General features: G+C 69.9%; 18 protein-coding genes. 9 read left to right on the forward strand and 9 right to left on the reverse strand.

Features of this window, described 5'->3' with window-relative positions:
- Positions 1–87: 87 nt before the first annotated feature.
- From NS3_RS21070 to NS3_RS21080, 3 genes are all read right to left on the reverse strand, one after another.
- Positions 88–840 (reverse strand): acyltransferase, encoded by a 753-nt coding sequence (locus tag NS3_RS21070; protein WP_067862412.1) that lies wholly within the window; start codon positions 838–840, stop codon positions 88–90.
- Positions 841–973: 133 nt separating this feature from the next.
- The gene (locus tag NS3_RS21075; protein WP_067862414.1) at positions 974–2305 is read right to left on the reverse strand and encodes a lipase family protein; all 1332 of its coding nucleotides are present in this window, start codon (positions 2303–2305) and stop codon (positions 974–976) included.
- Positions 2306–2489: 184 nt separating this feature from the next.
- Positions 2490–3053, reverse strand: a complete 564-nt coding sequence (locus tag NS3_RS21080) for a TetR/AcrR family transcriptional regulator (protein ID WP_245649725.1) — start codon at positions 3051–3053, stop codon at positions 2490–2492.
- Positions 3054–3221: 168 nt separating this feature from the next.
- On the opposite strand from NS3_RS21080, the gene NS3_RS21085 reads away from it, so the two are divergent.
- Positions 3222–3659: an SPW repeat domain-containing protein gene (locus tag NS3_RS21085; protein WP_174550500.1), complete on the forward strand. Its 438-nt coding sequence runs from the start codon at positions 3222–3224 to the stop codon at positions 3657–3659.
- A 90-nt stretch (positions 3660–3749) separates the two neighbouring features.
- Positions 3750–5087 carry an outer membrane protein assembly factor BamB family protein gene (locus NS3_RS21090; protein ID WP_245649726.1) on the forward strand — a complete coding sequence of 446 codons (1338 nt, stop codon included), beginning with the start codon at positions 3750–3752 and terminating at the stop codon, positions 5085–5087.
- Positions 5088–5252: 165 nt separating this feature from the next.
- Here NS3_RS21090 and NS3_RS21095 read toward each other — a convergent pair whose 3' ends face one another.
- The 3 genes from NS3_RS21095 to NS3_RS21105 are packed head-to-tail and all read right to left on the reverse strand — an operon-like array spanning position 5253 to position 9024.
- Complete coding sequence (locus NS3_RS21095) at positions 5253–6515, reverse strand: glycosyltransferase family 4 protein (RefSeq protein WP_067862416.1); 1263 nt, start codon at positions 6513–6515, stop codon at positions 5253–5255.
- A complete protein-coding gene (locus NS3_RS21100; protein WP_373865331.1) occupies positions 6512–8125 on the reverse strand; it encodes a 1,4-alpha-glucan branching protein domain-containing protein in 1614 nt (537 codons plus the stop codon). Before NS3_RS21100 ends, NS3_RS21095 begins: the two co-directional genes overlap by 4 nt.
- 2 nt (positions 8126–8127) lie before the next feature.
- Positions 8128–9024, reverse strand: a complete 897-nt coding sequence (locus tag NS3_RS21105) for a class I SAM-dependent methyltransferase (protein WP_084495801.1) — start codon at positions 9022–9024, stop codon at positions 8128–8130.
- A gap of 189 nt (positions 9025–9213) precedes the next feature.
- On the opposite strand from NS3_RS21105, the gene NS3_RS21110 reads away from it, so the two are divergent.
- Both NS3_RS21110 and NS3_RS21115 read left to right on the forward strand, forming a co-directional pair.
- Positions 9214–9999: an electron transfer flavoprotein subunit beta/FixA family protein gene (locus tag NS3_RS21110; RefSeq protein ID WP_067862420.1), complete on the forward strand. Its 786-nt coding sequence runs from the start codon at positions 9214–9216 to the stop codon at positions 9997–9999.
- Positions 10000–10043: 44 nt separating this feature from the next.
- Positions 10044–11000 (forward strand): electron transfer flavoprotein subunit alpha/FixB family protein, encoded by a 957-nt coding sequence (locus NS3_RS21115; RefSeq protein ID WP_067862423.1) that lies wholly within the window; start codon positions 10044–10046, stop codon positions 10998–11000.
- An 89-nt stretch (positions 11001–11089) separates the two neighbouring features.
- On the opposite strand, the gene NS3_RS21120 is transcribed toward NS3_RS21115, so the two are convergent.
- The 3 genes from NS3_RS21120 to NS3_RS21130 form a co-directional block, all read right to left on the reverse strand.
- A complete protein-coding gene (locus tag NS3_RS21120; protein ID WP_067862425.1) occupies positions 11090–11515 on the reverse strand; it encodes a hypothetical protein in 426 nt (141 codons plus the stop codon).
- A complete protein-coding gene (locus NS3_RS21125; RefSeq protein WP_067862427.1) occupies positions 11512–11763 on the reverse strand; it encodes a hypothetical protein in 252 nt (83 codons plus the stop codon). Before NS3_RS21125 ends, NS3_RS21120 begins: the two co-directional genes overlap by 4 nt.
- A gap of 78 nt (positions 11764–11841) precedes the next feature.
- Positions 11842–12699 carry a LysR family transcriptional regulator gene (locus NS3_RS21130; RefSeq protein WP_067862429.1) on the reverse strand — a complete coding sequence of 286 codons (858 nt, stop codon included), beginning with the start codon at positions 12697–12699 and terminating at the stop codon, positions 11842–11844.
- Between the two features lie 111 nt (positions 12700–12810).
- Between NS3_RS21130 and NS3_RS21135 the strand changes: the two genes are divergently transcribed.
- From NS3_RS21135 to mnmA, 5 genes are all read left to right on the forward strand, one after another.
- Positions 12811–14124 (forward strand): NAD(P)/FAD-dependent oxidoreductase, encoded by a 1314-nt coding sequence (locus NS3_RS21135; protein ID WP_067862431.1) that lies wholly within the window; start codon positions 12811–12813, stop codon positions 14122–14124.
- Positions 14125–14305: 181 nt separating this feature from the next.
- Positions 14306–15133 (forward strand): GNAT family N-acetyltransferase, encoded by an 828-nt coding sequence (locus tag NS3_RS21140; RefSeq protein ID WP_067862433.1) that lies wholly within the window; start codon positions 14306–14308, stop codon positions 15131–15133.
- Positions 15134–15145: 12 nt separating this feature from the next.
- Positions 15146–16198 (forward strand): lysophospholipid acyltransferase family protein, encoded by a 1053-nt coding sequence (locus NS3_RS21145; RefSeq protein ID WP_245649727.1) that lies wholly within the window; start codon positions 15146–15148, stop codon positions 16196–16198.
- Between the two features lie 141 nt (positions 16199–16339).
- Positions 16340–17569: a cysteine desulfurase family protein gene (locus NS3_RS21150; protein ID WP_067862435.1), complete on the forward strand. Its 1230-nt coding sequence runs from the start codon at positions 16340–16342 to the stop codon at positions 17567–17569.
- Positions 17569–18705 carry a tRNA 2-thiouridine(34) synthase MnmA gene (mnmA, locus tag NS3_RS21155; protein WP_067862437.1) on the forward strand — a complete coding sequence of 379 codons (1137 nt, stop codon included), beginning with the start codon at positions 17569–17571 and terminating at the stop codon, positions 18703–18705. The genes NS3_RS21150 and mnmA overlap by 1 nt, the downstream gene beginning before the upstream one ends.
- The last annotated feature ends 128 nt before the right edge of the window (positions 18706–18833 follow it).

An 18833-nucleotide genomic window follows, 5' to 3' on the forward strand; every position in this document is an offset into this window, starting at 1 on the left:
GGCGACCCTACGCCCGTCCACCGACATCTCCGTGGACACGGAAAAGCCCGCGCACCGGGAGTCCGGTGCGCGGGCGCGAGCGAGAGATCAGGACTGGGCCGCGGTGGCGCCGTTCTTCTTGCGCTGGATGTCCTCCAACGCCGCCAGATAGGCCGCGCGCGCCTCCGCGCCCGCCTCCCAGGTGGCCTTGCGGTTCTTCACGACCTTGGCGGGCGCGCCCACCGCGATGGAGTAGTCGGGGATCTCGCCCTTGACCACCGCGTGCGCGCCGAGCACACAACCGCGGCCGACCCTGGTCTCGCGCAGCACGGTCACCTTGGCCGCGATCCAGGTGTCCGGGCCGATGCGCACCGGGCTCTTGACGATGCCCTGGTCCTTGATCGGCAGGGTGATGTCGTCCATCTTGTGGTCGAAGTCGCAGATGTAGCACCAGTCCGCGACCAGCGTCGACTCACCGATCTCGATGTCGAGGTAGGTGTTGACGACGTTGTCCTTGCCGAAGACCACCTTGTCGCCGATGCGCAGCGAGCCCTCGTGGCAGCGGATGGCATTGCCGTCGCCGATGTGCACCCAGCGGCCGATCTCCATGCGCCCGAACTCCGGGGTGGCGTGGATCTCGACGTTCCTGCCGAGGAACACCATGCCGCGCAGCACGATGTGCGGGTTGGCCAGCTTGAACTTGAACAGGCGGTAGTAACGCACCAGGTACCAGGGCGTGTATGCCCGATTGGCGATGACCCAGCGCAGCGAGGCCACGGTCAGGAATCGCGCCTGCTCCGGATCCCGGCGCCGCGACCCGCTCCAGCGCGAGCGCAACGGCGCGCCCCACATGCTCGTCACGAACCTACTCCCGTCGTGGTGTGTTCCCGGCCCCGCCGTCGGGGACCGCCTCGTTCGGGTGAACAGCGTACTTTCGCGTGCTCAGACCGCGCGGGCGGACCCGGAAATGACGGATCGGGGCCGGGACATCGGATCAGTCGATCGTGCAGCCGGAGATCGGCTTGCCCGCGAGGCGATCGAGCAGATAGGTGATCGCGTTGTCGGGACCGAACGCGTCGATCATCTCCGGGCCGAAGTGGTTGGGGATGGTCGCCCCGGGCAGGATCGGCGGCAGATCGTTGGTGCGGAACCGCACCGTCGCACCCTTGGCGCACCAGGTCTCGGCCAGCGTGCGGGCCTGGCTGTAGGGCACGGTGTCGTCGTTGAGACCGCTGGTGATGAACACCGGCGTGGCGGGCAGCAGGCTGCCGACGCGTTGTTCGTTCAACGCGGGCGCGGCCTCGGGGATGGCGGCCATGTGCTCGGTGAGCGAGCGGCCGTCGACGGTCAGCGAATTGGTGCGCAGGAACGGGTACTTGAAGATGAGGTCACCGACGCAGGTGTCGCTCAGGGTCGCGAGCATCTCGCGTCCGGCCGGACTGGTGACCCGGTCGATCGCGGTGTCCAGCTTGGGGTACCGGGCGAGCAGTGAATTGATGGCGTAGCCGATGGCGCCGCCGATCAGCGCGCCGTCGATGACGTCCTGGATGACGGCGAGGTCGGAGACCGGCCCGCCCGCCCAGGTGCCTTTCAGATTCAGTTCCGGCGCGTACTGCGGCTGCATCTCCGCCGCGGACGCGGTCGCGCCGCCGCCCTGGGAGTAGCCCCACAGCACCAGCGGGGTCTGCGGGCCGACGCCTGCCAGCGCGTTCGCCGCCCGCGCGCCGTCGAGCACGGCGTGCGCCTGCTCGAACCGGTTGGCGTAGGTGTGCACGCCGGGGGTGCCCAGGCCGATGTAGTCGGTCACGAACACGCGCGCGCCCAGCCGGCTCCACACCGTCGAGGCGGGCAGTTCCTGGTTGGCCGAGAAGCCCAGCTCGGGTTCGGTGAAGGCGGCCAGGCCGGTCGAGAAGGCCACCGACATCGCGCACTGGTCGCCCTGGCCGGAGGTGCCGGGGGCGATCACGACCGTGGGGCGCTCGCCCGCACCCAGCCACGGACCGGCGGCCTCGATGTAGGTTCCGGTCACCACGGTGGGGGTGCCGTCCTGGAGGCGGCTGGTGTACATGACCAGCTCGCCCAGGGTGGGCCAGCCCTTCTCGTTCGGGTAGGAGACGAACAACGGCATCTGCGTGGTCTTGACGATCGCGCCCTGCTCGGTCGGGAACTGCGCGGGCGGGGTGTAGAAATCGCCGACCGCCGACGCGGGCGCGGCCTGCGGTCCCGCCGTGGTCACCGCCGCGACGCTCGCCGCGGCCACACACACGGCGAGGGCTCGGCCGGTCCAGCGGCGTAACCTCCGCCCGATCCCCTGATGCTGGTACATGAAACCCTCTCGACAACTGATCCAGCGCCTTTGCCGGATTCCGTGCGCCACTGTGACCTGGCCGTCTGGGCGCGGTCACAGCAGACTTACCGGACAGTAACACAACCGCAGTTATGGGAATCCGATCGGCATCGGATCACTCGCCGGGTGGTCTTCGTAGTGATCGAGGCGAAATGACGGCCGTTCACTCCGGCGCGGCGGACAGCAGCGCCGGGCGCAGCACGGCGCGGATGCGATCGCTCCAGTCCTCGGCCACCGAGCCGCGGCGGGAGTGCTCGATGATGTAGGAGCCGACGATGGTGTCGATGAGTGTCTCGGCGTCCTGGTCGTCGCGCAGTGCGCCGAGTGCGGCCGCGGCGCGCACCACCTCGATCAGCGCCTGGCGATGGCGCAGCAGCACCGCGCGAATGGCGCGGGCGTAGTCGGGGTCGTCCTCGGTGAGCAGCGCGGCGACGCCGCCGGTGCCGATGCCTTCGACGACCGCCGACAGTGCCTGGTGCACCAGCCAGTCGAGCACCGCCGATCCGTCGCGGAGATCCGCCGGGGGCTTCGGGTCGGTCAGCGATTCCAGCGCGGCGGTCAGCAGGTCGATGCGGTCTCGGTAGCGGCGGTAGATGGTCGTCTTGGCGACGCCGGACCGGCTCGCGACCGCCTCGATCGTCACCGCCCGGCCGCCGCCACTGCGTAACAAGGCCAAGGCGGCCGTGGTGATGCGCTCGTCGCGTGACACCGTCGGGTCAGCGGTCACCTGCTCCGTCCTTTCCTCGTCGGTTCCCGATTCGCCGCACAGTCTTGCCGATCGGCGCGGCGTGCGGGTGTGACACCCGGGGAATATTCACGCGCACTGCTACGCTACACGTATCGTATCGTTCATCGACGGCGCCACGCGCGGCCGGTCGTAGAAGGGAGCGTGGACATGAGGATCAGCAGCAACGTCGTCGGAGGAGCCGCCCTGACGCTGGGGGTGGTCACCGCCGCCACTCCGGCCTGGGCCGCGACGAACCCGGTGAGTGCGGCGGCCACCATCGGCTTGGGGGCGATGACGGCGGTGTACGCGATGTGGTCGCTCATCGCCCGTGACCCCACCAAGGACCACTGGGCGTTGTCTGTCGTCGGTTTCGTGCTGTTCCTGACTCCGTGGGTCGGCGGCTTCGCCGGTACCGCGGCGGGCTGGGTCGCCTGGATCGCCGGCGCCGCGATCACCGTGCTCGCCGGCGGCGCCTATGTCGCCGACGAGTCCGACGGCGCGACCCTCCAGGACGAGGTCGCCAGGCAGGTCGCCTATCTGCGTGAGCGCGACGAGATCCTGGCTGTGCGACGGGGCGCCACCGGGGAATCCGCCACCACGGTCTGACGGTGGCAGGAGACGCCGTGCGGCGCTCGGCGAGCGGCGGTCACGCGCTAGTCTTGCGTGCGGCCGTCGTCGGAGAGGGGAGATCAGCAGGTGCGAACCGGTTGGGTGCGCGCGTCGTCCACGCGCAATGTCCCGAAATCCCCACGCGCGCTGACCGCGATCGCCGCCCTCGGCGCGGTCGTGCTCTCCGGATGCGGCACCGGCGTCGACGACATCACCGCGGGCTCGGGCGAAGGCTGGCCCGCTGTCCATTACGACGGGCGCAATTCCGGCGCCGGCCCCGTGACCGGTGCGCGGCAGCTGGATCTGAGCTGGTCGCGGCCGGTCGGCGGGCCCATCGCCCAGCCGGCCACCGTCGGCCCCGACAGTCAGCTGTTCGTGACCACCCGCACCGCAGGCGGCTGCGCGATCCTGTCGCTGCAGATGCCTACCGGCCGTAAGCGTTTCTGTGATCGCCTGGGCCCCAGCGCCGTATCCTCGCCGACACTGGTCGACAGCCACACCAACGTCTACTTCGGTGACGACGGCGCGGTGAACTCCTACAACCTGATGGGCCAGCCGCGCTGGCGGACACCGGTCGCGGGCGTCCCGGTCTCGGTGCAGTTCACCGGTGACAGCCACGTGCTCACCATCACCCAGTCCGGCCAGATCGACGTGCTCGAGCGCCAGACCGGCAAACGCGTGGTTCCGACCACCCAACTGCTCGGCGAGCCCGACTTCCTGGAGTATCCCGATCTGACCCGGCCCGCCTCCGGGCAGGGCCTCGACGACTGCGGCGCGGGTGGCCCGCAGTGTCCGGTCGCCACCGTCTCGGCCGTCGACGCGGAGACCGGGCGCTTCTTCGTCACGGTCTGGCAGCCCGGTGAGCCCGGGGCCGAACTCGCCGCGCTGCGCTATGCCGACCAGCGCATCCACCGGGAGTGGAGCGCCAAGGTCCTCGTCGAGGGCAGCGCGACCAGCCCCGCGCTGTCGGCCGACGCCGAGACCGTCTACGTGGGCGACAACAGCGGCCGCCTGATCGCGCTGAACACCGAGGACGGCAGCACCCGCTGGGTGCAGAAGCTGCCGTTCACGCCGAGCGGCGCGATTTCGGTCTCCGCCGACGGCCTGATCATCCCGGCCGGTGACAAGGGTCATCTGATGGCGCTGCGCGACACCGGTGACGTGGTCGAGACCGCTTGGGAACGCAAGGATCTGGCGCTGCGCGGGCTGCCGGTCCAGACCGCGGGCGGAGTCGGTTACACCACCGCGGCCATCGGCGCGGGCCTCAACCTGATCACCTTCGACACCGCCAGCGGCGACACCATCGACTCCGATGTGCTGCCCGGCGCCGAGGGCACCACCGCGGGTACCTCGATCGGCCCCGAGGGCGAGGTCGTCGTCGCGACCAGGATCGGCGAGATCTTCGCTTTCCAGCCCGGTCACTGAGCCCTGCGGCCGGGCTTCCGACCCCACTGAGCCCTGCGGCCGAGCCCGGCGACTGAGCCTTCCGGCCCGGAAACCGCACCCGGGAAGCCCGGTGACCCGGCTGGATGGCTCGAGCGACCGGGCTGGAAGGCCCGGCGACCTGTCCAGCCGGCGAGCGCGTCCGGTCTAGACGGGGTTGTTCGGATCCCGTTCGGGCAGCGGCCGTTCCGCGATGACCGGGCGGCCAAGTGGATTGCGTACCCGGCGCTTGGCCGAGGAGTACACCTGCGCGGTCTCGGCGGCCACGACGTCCCAGGCGAAATCGGCGGTGAGCCGTTCGCGGGCGGCGAGCGCGCGCTGTTGCGCGGCCTCGGGATCATCGAGGGTGGCGACCACGGCCTCCACCAGTCCGTCGACGTCGGCCGGTTCGAACGAGGCGCCGGTGACCCCGTCGATCACGGCCTCGCCCAGCCCGCCCGCGGTGGAGGTGACCAGCGGGGTGCCCGCCGCGGCGGCCTCGAGCGCGACGATGCCGAACGGCTCGTAGCGGCTGGGCAACACGATCGCGTCGGCGCCGTGCAGCCAGCCGAGCAGGCCGGTGTGATCGAGCTGCCCGGCGAAGCTCACCGCGCGCGCGACCCGGTGCACGCGGGCGCGCTCACGCAGCCATTCGAACTGGGTGCCGATGCCTGCGACGGTCAGCGTCGTGCCGGGATGCGCGCGCCGGATGCGCGGCAGCGCGGCGATCGCGTCCTGCACGCCCTTCTCGTACTCCAGTCGCCCGACGTAGAGCAGCCGCGGCGGGCCGGTGCGCGGCGGTCGCGGCCGGTAGGTCCACGCGCCGACATCGATGCCGTTGCGGATCACCGTGATCGGTGTGCGCTCGGCTCCGTAGAGCCGCTCGACCTCGTCCTGCATCGACGACGAGCAGGTGATCAGCGCGTCGGACTCGTTGGCCAGCCACCACTCCACCGAGTGCACCTGCTTGTTGACCCGGCCCGCGACCCAGCCGCTGTGCCTGCCCGCTTCGGTGGCGTGGATGGTCGACACCAGCGGCACGTCGTAGAACTCGGCCAGCGCGATGGCCGGATGGGCGACCAGCCAGTCGTGCGCGTGCACCACATCCGGTATCCAGCCCTCGCCGATGCCCGGCGTGCGCAGGCCGATGCCCGCGCGCACCATGGCGTGGCCCATCGCCAGGGTCCAGGCCAGCATGTCCTCGCCGAAGTCGAAGGCGGGCGGGTCCTCGGCCACCGCGACCACCAGCACGCCGTCCTCGATGAACGAATGGGTGGGGTGGGTGGACGGATCGGTGCCGGTGGGCCTGCGGGCCAGCACCACGACCTCGTGCCCGGCGGCGGCCAGCTCGACCGCGAGGTGATGCACATGCCTACCGAGACCACCCACCACGACGGGTGGGTACTCCCAGGACACCATCAAGATCTTCATGCCAGTCCTTCCGAGTCACAGCCCGGCGCACCGGCGAACTCGGTTCGCGGACCGCGGACAGCGGCCCCCACGGCTGCCGCGTCGACCTCGGGCAGCCGACGCGCGTCCAACCCGGGGAAGAAGCCGTCGGCTGTGCCCCATCTTGCCGCCAACTGCTGTGCTTTGGCGAGCTGTCCGGCGCCGACTGCGGCGGCTATCTCGCGGACCGCGTGTGCGTGCTGGTGGGCGCGATCGCGCGCGTAACCGGCCGCGGAATCCTTGCTCACCATGAACGCCCAGTCGCTGGAGACGGTGAGGACGGCCTCGCGCAGCAATTGGTCGGCCACCGGATCGCGCAGCGACGGCCCCTCGGCGGCGTCGGCGCGCATCTTGTCGACGGTGTCGAGGGCGAGCCGGACGATCTCGTCGTTGAGCGCGACCAGATCACCGACCTGGTCACCGGCCCACACCCGCCAGTCCTTGCCCGAACCCCACGAGGAATCGGCCAGCGGCACGGGTTCGCCCACGTAACCACGGGTCCTGGCATCGGCCAGCGTGCCGACGGTGACCCCGGCCTCGGGCAGCGCGCGCAGCACCTGCGCCAGCCACTGCGGCCCCTCGTGCCACCAGTGCCCGAACAGTTCGGTGTCGAACGCGGCCACCACGAGCGCGGGGCGCCCGATCCGCTCGGACTCCGCGATCAGGCGTTCGCGCACCGTCGCCACGAAGTCGTCCACATCGCGGGTGATCGCGGCGGCGGCGAGCTCGGGATCGTAGGGCGCCTTGTCCGGCCCGGCGACCGTCTTGCCCGTGACGCGCGCGGGTTTGAGACCGGTCGCGTGGTCGTAGTGATGGAAATCACGGTAGGCCGCATGGCCGGGGTAGCCGGATTTCGGCGACCAGACGCGATAGCTGACGTGCAGATCGCGCCCGAACGCGATCACGTCGGAATCACGCACCGGACGTCCCAGGCTGCTGTCGCCGCGCAGTGCGGGGCCGTCGACCATGAAATGCGTCACTCCCGCGGCGGCGTACCCGCTCTCCATGCCGGGGGTGTAGCCGCATTCGGGAGCCCAGATGCCGGTCGGCCTGGTACCCCAGCGGTGCTGCGCGTCGGCCAAGCCCTCGTCCAGCTGGAACGCGCGCAGACGCGGGTCGAGCAAGGGCTGGAACGGGTGCGCCAGCGGCCCGCCGAGCAGTTCGACGGTCTCCGCGTCCACGAGCTGCCGCCACACCGGCGCCGCGCCGTGCCGCCAGTTCTGCTCGAATTCGCGCAGCGCCGCCGCGGCCAGCCGGTGCTCGTGACGGCCGAGCGCGACATTGCCCGCCGCGGCGGCCTCGTCGGCGCGCAACTGCCAGTTGCCCAGCCAGTGGTGCATGCCCGCCAGGCAGTGCGGGTCGTCGAGCTGGGCGGCCAGCACCGGCGTGATGCCCAGCGTCAGCAGGTGCGAACGTCCTTCCGCGGCAAGTGTTCTCAGGGCTTCGACGACGGGAAGGTAGGTGGCCGCCCAGGATTGGTAGAGCCATTCTTCGCCCACCGGCCAGCGCCCGTGATGGGCCAGCCAGGGCAGGTGGGAATGCAGGACCAGGGTGAACTGGCCGGGAACCTGTTGTGCGCGTGCTGATCCCACTGTCACTTCCCTGGTTTCACCGCGATCGCGACCAGATCCAGGCTGGCGTCGATGTCGTCGGTGCGCAGGTCGAAGTCCTCGACACGCACCGCGGCCACGTCGGCGGTGAGCTCGGCGGGCCAGGGTTCACCGGCCAGCGCCCGCTGGATCTGCGCGTCGATGAACGAGCCACCGTGCTTGGCGTCGAGAGCGCGCAGCGTCTCGCCGTGGTGCACGCCGGTCATCAGTTCCACCCGGAAGCCGGCGTCGACCAGCAGTTCGTCCAGCTCGGCGGCATCGAGCTCGCGAGTGTGGAAGGGGTTGAGCGGGGTGTCGCGGCCAGGGGAGAAGGTGATCCGGTTCGGCGTGCTGATCAGCAGCTCGCCACCGGGGCGCAGCACCCGCAGGCACTCGCGCAGGAACTGGCTCTGATCCCAAAGATGTTCGATCACTTGGAAATTCACGACCACGTCGACCGACTCGTCGGCCAGCGGCAGGTCGGCGAGGTTGCCCTGGATCATCTCCACGCGCGGGTAGCGGGCGCGCACGTGGGCCACCGCGCTCTCGTCGTAGTCGAGCCCGGTCACCTTCGCGGCGACGCCCGAGATCATGTCCGCGCCGTAGCCCTCGCCGGATCCGGCCTCGAGCACGGTCTTTCCTGCACAGCGGTCCAGCAGCCGGGCGTAGACGACCTCGTGCCTGCGGAACCAGTAGTTCTCCTCGGCGATGCCGGGCACTGTGCGCTCGCCGGTCAGTGGCAACGTCTCGGTGCCGGTGACCGTTGTGTCGTCCGGCCGCGGGGTGTCGTCCGGCCGCGCGGTGTCGTCCGGCCTCAAGGTGTCGTCCGGCCTCGCGGTGTCGTCCGTCCCGGGGATGATCTCGTCGTCGCCCAGTGCGGCAGGGATCACAGCCTCGCTCATCCCGTCGACGTTACTGGTAGGGGTTGGTCCCCGGCTCGCCCGGACCGCCTTCGCGACGCCTCGACAGGTAAGTTACCCACGAGTAACTTAACGTAGGGTAGTGTCACCTGCCGAGCTACCCGAGTGGACGTACGGCTTGGTTCGTGCGCCGCCCCCATCCGCCCCAGAACAGGAGGTCGACGAACACCGATGCCGAACATCGTCGTACTCATCAAGCAGGTTCCCGACACGTGGTCCGAGCGCAAGCTGTCCGACGGGGACTACACCCTGGACCGCGAGGCCGCCGACGCCGTCCTCGACGAGATCAACGAGCGCGCCGTCGAGGAAGCGCTGCTGATCAAGGAGGCGCAGGGCGGCGAGGTCACCGTGCTGGCAGCCGGTCCCGACCGCGCCACCGAGGCCATCCGCAAGGCGCTGTCCATGGGCGCTGACAAGGCCATCCACATCAACGATCCGGCCATCCACGGCTCCGACGCCGTGCAGACCGCCTGGGTGCTGGCTTCGGCGCTCGGCCAGGTCGAGGGCGTCGAGCTGGTCATCGCCGGTAACGAGGCCACCGACGGCCGCGCGGGCGCGATCCCGGCGATCATCGCCGAGTACCTGGGCCTGCCGCAGCTGACCCATCTGCGCAAGCTGACCGTCGACGGCGACAAGATCACCGGCGAGCGCGAGACCGACGAGGGCGTCTTCAAGCTGGAGGCCACTCTCCCCGCGATCGTCTCGGTCACCGAGAAGATCAACGAGCCGCGTTTCCCCTCCTTCAAGGGCATCATGGCCGCCAAGAAGAAGGAAGTTCAGGTCTTCACCCTCGCCGACCTCGGCGTGGACGCGTCCACCGTGGGTGTGGAGAACGCGGGCACCACCGTCACCTCCTCGACTCCGAAGCCCCCGCGCACCGCGGGCGAGAAGATCGCGGACGAGGGCGACGGCGGCACCAAGATCGCTCAGTACCTGGTCGGCCAGAAGATCATCTGATCCGCGCCCCATTCGGACTGAAGACTTCCTAGGAGAAAAACACAATGGCTGAAGTACTCGTGCTCGTCGAGCACGCCGACGGTGCGATCAAGAAGGTCAGCACCGAACTGCTCACCGCCGCCCGCACCCTGGGCACCCCGGCCGCCGTCGTGCTGGGCGTGCCCGGCGAGGCCGACAAGGTCGCCGACGCGCTGGCCGCCGCGGGCGCCGAGAAGATCTACGTCGCCGAGTCCGACGACGTGGAGAACTACCTGGTCACCCCCAAGGTCGACGTGCTCGCCGGCCTGGTGGAGTCGGTCTCCCCGGCCGCCGTGATCGTGGCCGCCTCCGCCGAGGGCAAGGAGGTGTCGGGCCGCCTCGCCGCCCGCATCGGCTCCGGCCTGCTCATCGACGTCATCGGCGTGAACGCCGACGGCTCGGCCATCCACTCCATCTTCGGTGGCGCGTTCACCGTCGAGGCCAAGGCCAACGGCGACGTGCCGGTCATCTCGGTGCGTCCCGGCGCCGTCGAGGCCGTCGCGCAGGCAGGCGCGGGCGAGAAGGTAGCCGTCGAGGTTCCCGCGCAGGAAGAGGGCGTCGTCAAGGTGACCTCGCGCGAGCCGGTCGTCGCCGGTGACCGTCCCGAGCTCACCGAGGCGAACATCGTCGTCTCCGGTGGCCGCGGCGTCGGTTCCGCCGACAACTTCGCCGTCGTCGAGGCGCTGGCCGACTCGCTCGGCGCCGCCGTCGGCGCTTCCCGCGCCGCCGTCGACTCCGGCTACTACCCGGGCCAGTTCCAGGTCGGTCAGACCGGTAAGACGGTCTCCCCGCAGCTGTACATCGCCCTCGGCATCTCCGGCGCCATCCAGCACCGCGCCGGTATGCAGACCTCCAAGACCATCGTGGCGGTCAACAAGGACGAGGAAGCCCCGATCTTCGAGATCGCGGACTACGGCATCGTCGGCGACCTGTTCAATGTCGCCCCGCAGCTGACCGAAGCGGTCAAGTCGCACAAGGGCTGAGCCCCCCCGCGGGGATGCCGCGAACAGCTCTCGATACGCCCGGCCGGAGTACCTACTCCGACCGGGCATTTCGGTATCCGTCGACCCTGTCAGGCGCCGTCGGGTGGTTCGGCGAGTTGAATGATCCGTGGTTTCCACGGCAGTTGAATGTTCACCGCTTCCCAGCGGGTCGGATCGAGGGTGAGTATCGCCCAGTCCAGGCGATGGGCGACAGCGGAGGTGTGCGCGGCCGCCAGATCGGGCGGGTCGATGATCCATGCGGCTGCGTGGGCGAGTTCCCGGGCCGGGTCGGTGCCGTCGAGGACGTCGAGTTCGATTGCGGGCAGATGGGTGACCAAGCCGGCGATGCTCGCGGCCTGGTCGTCGGACAGACCGGCCTGGGCGGTCGCCAGTTCGAGAATCGGCACGGACAGCCGGATGCTGTTCTCGTCCAGCGCTGCCAAGGTGTTCGCTACATGATCGTCGCCTTGGGCGAAGGCGGTCAGGACGGTGTTGTCGAGCACATAGCCGGTCACCGGATGGCGTCCTGGGCGGCTGCCAGGTCTATCAAATGCTGTGCGAACGCTGCGCCGGTGGCCCGGGCTGCGCTATTCGCCTGCGCGGCGGCCATGCGCTCCTCGAAAGCCATTCGCTCGGCATTGCGGCGCCGGTCGTAGTCGTCGAGGAGTATTGCGATGGTGTCCGACATCTTGCCCGGCCGGATGGCGGCGAGACGGTCGCGTAGGGATCGGGGGACGGAGACGGTGGTCATGGCATCGCTCATAAATTAATCATAGATCCTATGGTTGGATTAGTTCTCCTGATTCGAGGTGTGTGTGAGCGTCGCGTACCTGGCGAAAGGTCAAGCGGTGTGGAGGCCGTCGAGGAGGGTGCTGAGGATGGGGGAGCGGCGGGCGTCGGTGCGCAGGACGGCGGATACCGGGATGCGCAGCGGGTGGTCGGCGAGTTCGACGGTGGCGATGCCGTCGGTGGGACTGTTGGCGTAGAGGATGGTCCAGGCATCGGGGTGGTTGATCAGTTCCATCGTCGCGGTGTGGTCGGGTGGGATGGGCGGGCCGAAGGTGGGGCCGACGGGGAGGTCGGCGAAGGCGGCGCGCACGACGTTGTGCAGCAGAACCTGTTCGGACTCCGGGGGTAGTAGCAGGGGGTAGGCGCCGAGTTCGGTGAGGGTGACGTCGGTGCGGCCGGCGAGGGGGTGTTCGGGGGCGGTGGCGAGCATGAGGTCCTCGACCCAGAGTTGCTCGACGTCGATACCGGGTTGCCGGACGCTGCCGCGGATCAGCGCCAGATCGCAGTCGCCGTCGGCCACCGCGGAGATGCGCTGACGGAACGGCTTGATGACGAATTCGATCTCCGCGTCGGGATGCGCGGCGCGGGCGCGGGCGATGGCCGACAGCGAGCGGGTGGCGAAGGACATGTTGGCGGCCAGCCGGATTCGCGGACTGGTGGTGCGCACCGCGGCCCGGATGGCCGACTCCAGGCTGAGCATTTGCTTGGCCAGTGGTAGTAATCTTGTGCTCGCGTCGGTCGGCACCACCGATCGGGTCGAGCGCTCGAAGAGCTGCACCCCGAGGTCGTGTTCGAGACGGGCGATCTGGTGACTGATCGCCGACTGCGAGATGAAGCAGCGGGCCGCTGCCCTGCTGAAACTGAGCTCCTCGCATACCGCGACGAAGTACGTGAGCTGCCGAAGCTCCACTTCGATCTCCATTCATGAGCAAGTCAGATAAGAGTCATCTGAATTATGCGCCCTGACCCCTGAAATATTCGAGTTCCGGATAACGGTTTGTCATGACAGAGGAGGAAAGTGATGAACAACGTCGTTACCGTGGAAGCTATGGGGGCCGGAGTGCTCGAGTACAAAGATGTGGTCATTGTCGGGTCGGGGTTCGGCGGGCTCGCCGCCGCCAAGCAGCTGGCGAAGTCGGGGGTCGAGTACGTCCTGATCTCGAGTACCCGCGAGCACCTTTTCCAGCCGCTGCTGTACCAGGTCGCCACCGGTGTGCTGGGCGCGGAGGAGATCGCCCCGCCGATCGAGCGGATCCTGCGCAGGCACGACAACGGTGAGACCCGCCACGGCACCGTGATCGGCATCGATCCCGACGCCGCCGTGCTGACCTACCGCACCGAGCAGGGCGTCCGCCGCATCCGTTACGGCTCGCTGATCGCGGCGACCGGCGCGTCGCAGTCCTACTTCGGCCGCGACGATTTCGCCGAGAAGACCTACTCGCTCAAGACCATCGACGACGCGAAGCTGCTGCGCGCGCAGATCGAACGGGTATTCACCGAGGCCGCGAAGGCCGACCCGGAGACCAGGGACCGGCTGCTGAGTTTCGTGGTCGTCGGCGCGGGCGCGACCGGCGTCGAGGTGGCCGGCCAGCTCACCGAGCTCGCGAAAAGGCATTTCCACCAGAAGGTTTCGGTAACCCTGGTCGAGGGCGCGGGCGCGGTGCTGCCGCCGTTCGGCGGCGGGCTGTCGGAATACGCGAAGAAGTCGTTGACCGAGGGCGGTGTCGATGTGCTGCTGGACACCTTCGTCACCGATATCGAACCCGGTGCGGTCACCGTCAAGGACAAGTCGGGCGCCGAGCGCACGATCGCCGCCGAGACGGTGGTGTGGTCGGCCGGTGTGCAGGCGGGTGGCTTCGCGAAGCTGCTGGCCGAGGTGACCGGCGCCGAAACCGATCGTGCGGGACGGCTGTTGATCAACCCGGATCTGACCGTGGGCGGCTACGCCGACATCTACGCCATCGGCGACATGACCTCGCTCAACGGCTACCCCGGCCAGTCGCCGGTGGCCATGCAGGAAGGCCGTCACGCCGCCGACATCATCCGCCGCAAGATCCGGCCCGGCACCCCCTTCGTCTATTGGGACAAGGGCAGCATGGCGGTGATCAGCCGGTTCAGCGCGGTCGCGAAGCTCAACGAGAGCATCAGCTTCCGCGGCGTCATCGCCTGGTTCATGTGGCTGGCGGTGCATCTGTTCTATCTGGTCGGCTTCCGCAACCGGTTCGCCGCGGTCGCCTCGTGGCTGATCGCCTTCATCGGTACCGGACGCCCCGGCTTCGACGAGGTGGAGCGGCAGGCCGAGCGGACCGAGGAACGCACACCCATCGCCGCGTAGCGGCTGTTCGGATCACGGCCGCGTAGCGGCCGTTCGGGTCACGCGTTCGCCGCGTCGGCGCGAATGGTTCGCGACGTCGCGGTGAACAGCGGGTGTGACCTCGGTCTCGTTCACCGAACGGGCATTCGGGCGACACTTCGAGGTCGCCCCATCGCAGTGTCGGCCTGGCTTCATCAGGGACATGACTGTTACGTCTGTGCTGACAGCCCCGGCAGGCCCGGCGGAATCCGGCGCGCCGCGCTCGCGGTACGCGCTGGTCGTCGCCTCCGACGCCGAGCATCGCGAAGCGGCCCAGCGTTTGCGCTACGGGGTGTTCGCCAACGAACCGGGATTCGTCATCGCCGACGACGGAACCGGCCTGGACGCGGACCGTTTCGACGAGCACTGCGACCATCTGCTGGTCCGCGACGAGCGCAGCGGCGAGTTCGTCGGCTGCTACCGGATGTTGCCGCCGGACAAGGCCGTCGCGGCGGGCGGGTACTACACCGCCACCGAATTCGATCTGGCGCAGCTGGATCCGCACGGCAGGCGCATCGTGGAGATGGGCCGCGCCTGCGTGGTGCCCGAGCACCGCAACGGCTCGGTGCTCACCCTCATGTGGGCGGGCATCCTGCACTACATCCAGCTCACCGGCTATGAACAGGTGATGGGCTGCGTCTCGGTGCCGATGCAGGAACAACCCGGCGACCCGGCGGGCCACAATGTGCGCGGCGTGCGGGATCTGCTGCTGGCCAAGCATGTCGTGGCGCCGGAGTTGCGGGTCCGGCCCTTCCGGCCTGTGGTCGTCGACGGTCGTCCCCTCGACGAACTGCCCGCCCCCGCCCGCCCTAAGCTCCCGCCGCTGATGCGCGGCTACCTGCGCCTGGGCGCGCAGATCTGCGGCGAACCCGCGCACGATCCGGATTTCGGGGTCGCGGACTTCGTCGCGCTGCTCGGCATGGACACCGTCGACACCCGGTACCTGGAGCGCCTGCAGGGCGCCGCGACGGCCCTGGACACGGGCCGGTAAGGACGTCTCGCCATGTTCGACACAGTGCGCACCGCGAACCCGTCTGTCGACGCTCCGGCCGACAGCGCGCAGCGCCCCGCCTACCGGGCTTCTGCCGAGCAGTCCGCTGTCGACCGGCGTCGCGGCGCCGAGCGCGTGGCGGGCGCGACGCCCTCGAGTGCCCGGCTTCCGGGGAACGCGCTCGGGCACGCGTGGATGCCGTCGAGCCCTTGCGGACCCGCCTGCATCGAACCCACCGCGCGGGTCGGCGCACTGCGGGTGATCGCCCGCGTCGCCGGCCTCGCCGGACTGTTGACGAGCTACCCGCTGGCGCATGTGGCGACGCCGCCGGTCGTTCGCGACCGGATGCGGCGCGGCTATGCCCACGCCGCGCTGAGTTGCCTCGGCATGAGCCTGAAGGTGGTGGACCGGCGCGTTCCTCAGCAGGCGCCGCGTTCGGCCGGGGTGCTCGTCGTCGTCGGCCATGTCGGCTGGACCGATGTGCTCGCGCTGGTGGCGGTACGGCCGATGGGCTTCGTGGCCCGCGCCGACCTGGTCGACTGGCCGGTGCTCGGCCCGCTCGCCCGGCTGATGAAGGTCGTCCCGATCGAACGCGAGCGACTGCGCGCCCTGCCCGCCACCGTCGAACGAGTAGCTCAGCGGCTGGCGACCGGCGAGACGGTCGCGGTGTTCCCCGAGGGCACGACCTGGTGCGGTCGCGCCTACGGCAGCCTGCGGCCCGCCTTCTTCCAGGCAGCCGTCGACGCGGGCGCCTTCGTGCAGCCGATCCGCCTGCGCTATCTGGACCGGCACGGCGCCCAGTGCACCGTCCCCGGCTTCGTCGGCGCCGATTCGTTCCTCGATTCGGCGCTGCGGGTGCTGCGCTCCTCGGGGATCACCGCAGAGATCGTGCTCGAACCACTCGAGTACCCGGGGCTGGACCGGCGTGAGCTGGCACGACGCTGCGAGCGGGCAGTGCGCGGCGGCGAGTTGTCCCGGCACGGACTCGACAGCTCGGAGTGGATCGAGGCCACCGCGACCCGCGTGCAGGACCCGTCCGTCGCGCCGGCCGCCGAGTACGCATGACAGCGACGCCGAGCCGGTGCTCGCGCCGGTCCTGGTGAACCCGGGCAATCGGCGAGTCCGGCCTGCTCGCGCCGGGCGCCGTCGGCCGCCTCTTCGGTGCGGGAATATCGGCGAGACCGCGACGGCTATCCTTTACTGGTCATGAAGTCGGCTTATTCGGGTCCGGTCATCGGTGCTGCACCCCAGACGGTCTACCTCGATCATGCGGCGACCACACCGATGTTCCCCGTCGCCATCGAGGCGATGACGGCTGCCCTGGCCATGCCGGGTAACGCGTCCTCGGTGCACGGGTCCGGTCGGACCGCCCGGCGGCTGCTCGAGGAGGCGCGCGAGTCGATCGCGGCGAACCTGGGCGCGCGGCCGTCGGAAGTGATCTTCACCTCCGGGGGCACCGAGAGCGACAACCTCGCGGTCAAGGGCATCTTCTGGGCGCGCAGGGACGCCGACCCGCGCCGGGGGCGGATACTGGTCAGCTCCGTGGAGCACCACGCCGTCATCGACGCGGTCGAATGGCTCGAGCAGCACGAGGGCGCTCAGGTCACCTGGCTGCCGGTCGACGCCGAGGGCCTGGTCTCGCCGGAGACGTTGCGCGCCGAATTGGCCGAGCACGCAGACGAGGTCGCTCTGGTCACCGTCATGTGGGCGAACAACGAAGTCGGCGCCATCCAGCCGATCGCCGAACTCGCCGCGGTGGCACGGGAATTCGACGTGCCGATGCACAGCGACGCCGTCCAGGCCGCCGCCCAGCTGCCGATCGACTTCGCCTCGAGCGGACTGTCGGCGGCCAGCTTCACCGGTCACAAATTCGGCGGACCGCACGGCATCGGCGTGCTGCTGCTGGGCAGGCAGGTGCCGTGCGTGCCGCTGCTGCACGGCGGCGGTCACGAACGCGACCTGCGTTCGGGCACCTCCGACACCCCCGCCGCGGTCGGTATGGCCGCCGCGCTCGACCATGCCGTCGCCGAGCTGTCCGCCCGCTCCGCGGAACTGACCGCGCTGCGTGACCGGCTGATCGCCGGTGTCACCGACGTGGTCGCCGACGCGGTGCTCAACGGCCCGACCGGCGATGCCCGGTTGCCCGGCAACGCGCATTTCACCTTCGCGGGCTGCGAGGGCGATTCGCTGTTGATGCTGCTGGACGCCGCCGGAATCGAATGCTCCACCGGCTCGGCGTGCAATGCGGGCGTGGCCGCGCCCAGCCATGTGCTGATCGCGATGGGCGTGGACCAGCGCACGGCGCGCGGTTCACTGCGATTCTCCCTCGGGCACACCTCGACGCGCGCCGATGTGGACGCCCTCGTGAAAGCTTTGCCTCAGGTTGTGGAGCGAGCCAGGGCAGCTGGTCTCGCCGGTGTGAAAGGCGGTGTGTGATGCGGGTACTCGCGGCGATGAGCGGTGGCGTCGACTCGGCCGTCGCGGCCGCACGCGCGGTCGACGCGGGCCACGAGGTGGTCGGCGTGCACTTGGCGCTGTCGGCGGAACCGGGCACGTTGCGTACCGGTTCACGCGGTTGCTGCTCCAAGGAGGACGCCGGTGACGCGCGCCGTGCCGCCGACGTGCTCGGCATCCCGTTCTACGTGTGGGATTTCGCCGATCGCTTCAAGGAAGACGTGATCGATGATTTCGTCGCCGCCTACGCCGCGGGTGAGACTCCGAATCCGTGCCTGCGCTGCAACGAGAAGATCAAGTTCTCCGCGCTGGCCGACCGCGCCGTCGCCCTCGGCTTCGACGCCGTGGTGACCGGCCATTACGCGCGGCTGTCCGACGGGGTGCTGCGCCGCGCGGTCGACGCGGACAAGGACCAGTCCTACGTGCTGGCCGTGCTCACCGCCGAGCAGCTCTCGCGCGCGATGTTCCCGGTCGGCGACACCCCCAAGCCGCGGATCCGGGAAGAGGCCGCCGAGCGCGGCCTGGCGGTGGCGAACAAGCCAGACAGTCACGACATCTGCTTCATCCCCTCCGGTGACACCCGCGCCTTCCTCGGCGCCAGGATCGGCGTCAGGCCGGGCGCGCTGGTGGACACCGACGGCCGGGTGCTCGCCGAGCACGAGGGCGTGCACGGCTTCACCATCGGCCAGCGCAAGGGGCTCGGCCTGCGCGGCCCCGCGGCCGACGGCAAGCCCCGCTACGTGACCGACATCGACCCCGATTCGGGCACGGTGCGGGTCGGCTCGGCCGAAGACCTGCAGGTCTGGGAGGTGCGCGCGGACCGGGCGATCTGGACCTCCGGCCGGGCGCCGGAGGAGCCGTTCGACTGCGTGGCCCAGGTGCGCGCGCACGGCGGCACCGCACCCGCCGTCGCCGAAGCGGTCGACGGGGGACTGCTGGTGCGCCTGCGCGAGCCGCTGACCGGCGTCGCGAAGGGCCAAGCCGTGGTGCTGTACCGCCCGGACGAGGCAGGCGACCGAGTGCTCGGCAGCGGCACCATCACCGGCACCGCCCGCGCTGACGGCGCCGCGGAGAGCCGGGCAGCCGCGCAGACCTCCGCCGACGCGACCGCGGGGTGACATCGCGAAGGTCATGACACCACCGCGTCGCGACGGTGCGCCGCCGCGAGGCGCGGCGGTCATGAGGACAACGCGGTCGACAGGACAGCGCCGGGAACGTGGCATCGTGGTGAGGGGCAAGTCGTGGT

This window comes from Nocardia shimofusensis NBRC 100134, assembly GCF_001613125.1.
In the GTDB taxonomy this organism is placed as follows: Bacteria; Actinomycetota; Actinomycetes; order Mycobacteriales; family Mycobacteriaceae; genus Nocardia; species Nocardia shimofusensis.

Excerpts from the sequence above, each read along its gene's own strand:
- NS3_RS21075 (WP_067862414.1), bottom strand. The coding sequence starts at position 2,305 with ATGTACCAGCATCAGGGGATCGGGCGGAGGTTACGCCGCTGGACCGGC.
- NS3_RS21085 (WP_174550500.1), top strand. The coding sequence starts at position 3,222 with ATGAGGATCAGCAGCAACGTCGTCGGAGGAGCCGCCCTGACGCTGGGG.
- NS3_RS21095 (WP_067862416.1), bottom strand. The coding sequence starts at position 6,515 with ATGAAGATCTTGATGGTGTCCTGGGAGTACCCACCCGTCGTGGTGGGT.
- NS3_RS21105 (WP_084495801.1), bottom strand. The coding sequence starts at position 9,024 with ATGAGCGAGGCTGTGATCCCTGCCGCACTGGGCGACGACGAGATCATC.
- NS3_RS21110 (WP_067862420.1), top strand. The coding sequence starts at position 9,214 with ATGCCGAACATCGTCGTACTCATCAAGCAGGTTCCCGACACGTGGTCC.
- NS3_RS21115 (WP_067862423.1), top strand. The coding sequence starts at position 10,044 with ATGGCTGAAGTACTCGTGCTCGTCGAGCACGCCGACGGTGCGATCAAG.
- NS3_RS21125 (WP_067862427.1), bottom strand. The coding sequence starts at position 11,763 with ATGAGCGATGCCATGACCACCGTCTCCGTCCCCCGATCCCTACGCGAC.
- NS3_RS21135 (WP_067862431.1), top strand. The coding sequence starts at position 12,811 with ATGAACAACGTCGTTACCGTGGAAGCTATGGGGGCCGGAGTGCTCGAG.
- NS3_RS21140 (WP_067862433.1), top strand. The coding sequence starts at position 14,306 with ATGACTGTTACGTCTGTGCTGACAGCCCCGGCAGGCCCGGCGGAATCC.
- NS3_RS21145 (WP_245649727.1), top strand. The coding sequence starts at position 15,146 with ATGTTCGACACAGTGCGCACCGCGAACCCGTCTGTCGACGCTCCGGCC.
- NS3_RS21150 (WP_067862435.1), top strand. The coding sequence starts at position 16,340 with ATGAAGTCGGCTTATTCGGGTCCGGTCATCGGTGCTGCACCCCAGACG.
- mnmA (WP_067862437.1), top strand. The coding sequence starts at position 17,569 with ATGCGGGTACTCGCGGCGATGAGCGGTGGCGTCGACTCGGCCGTCGCG.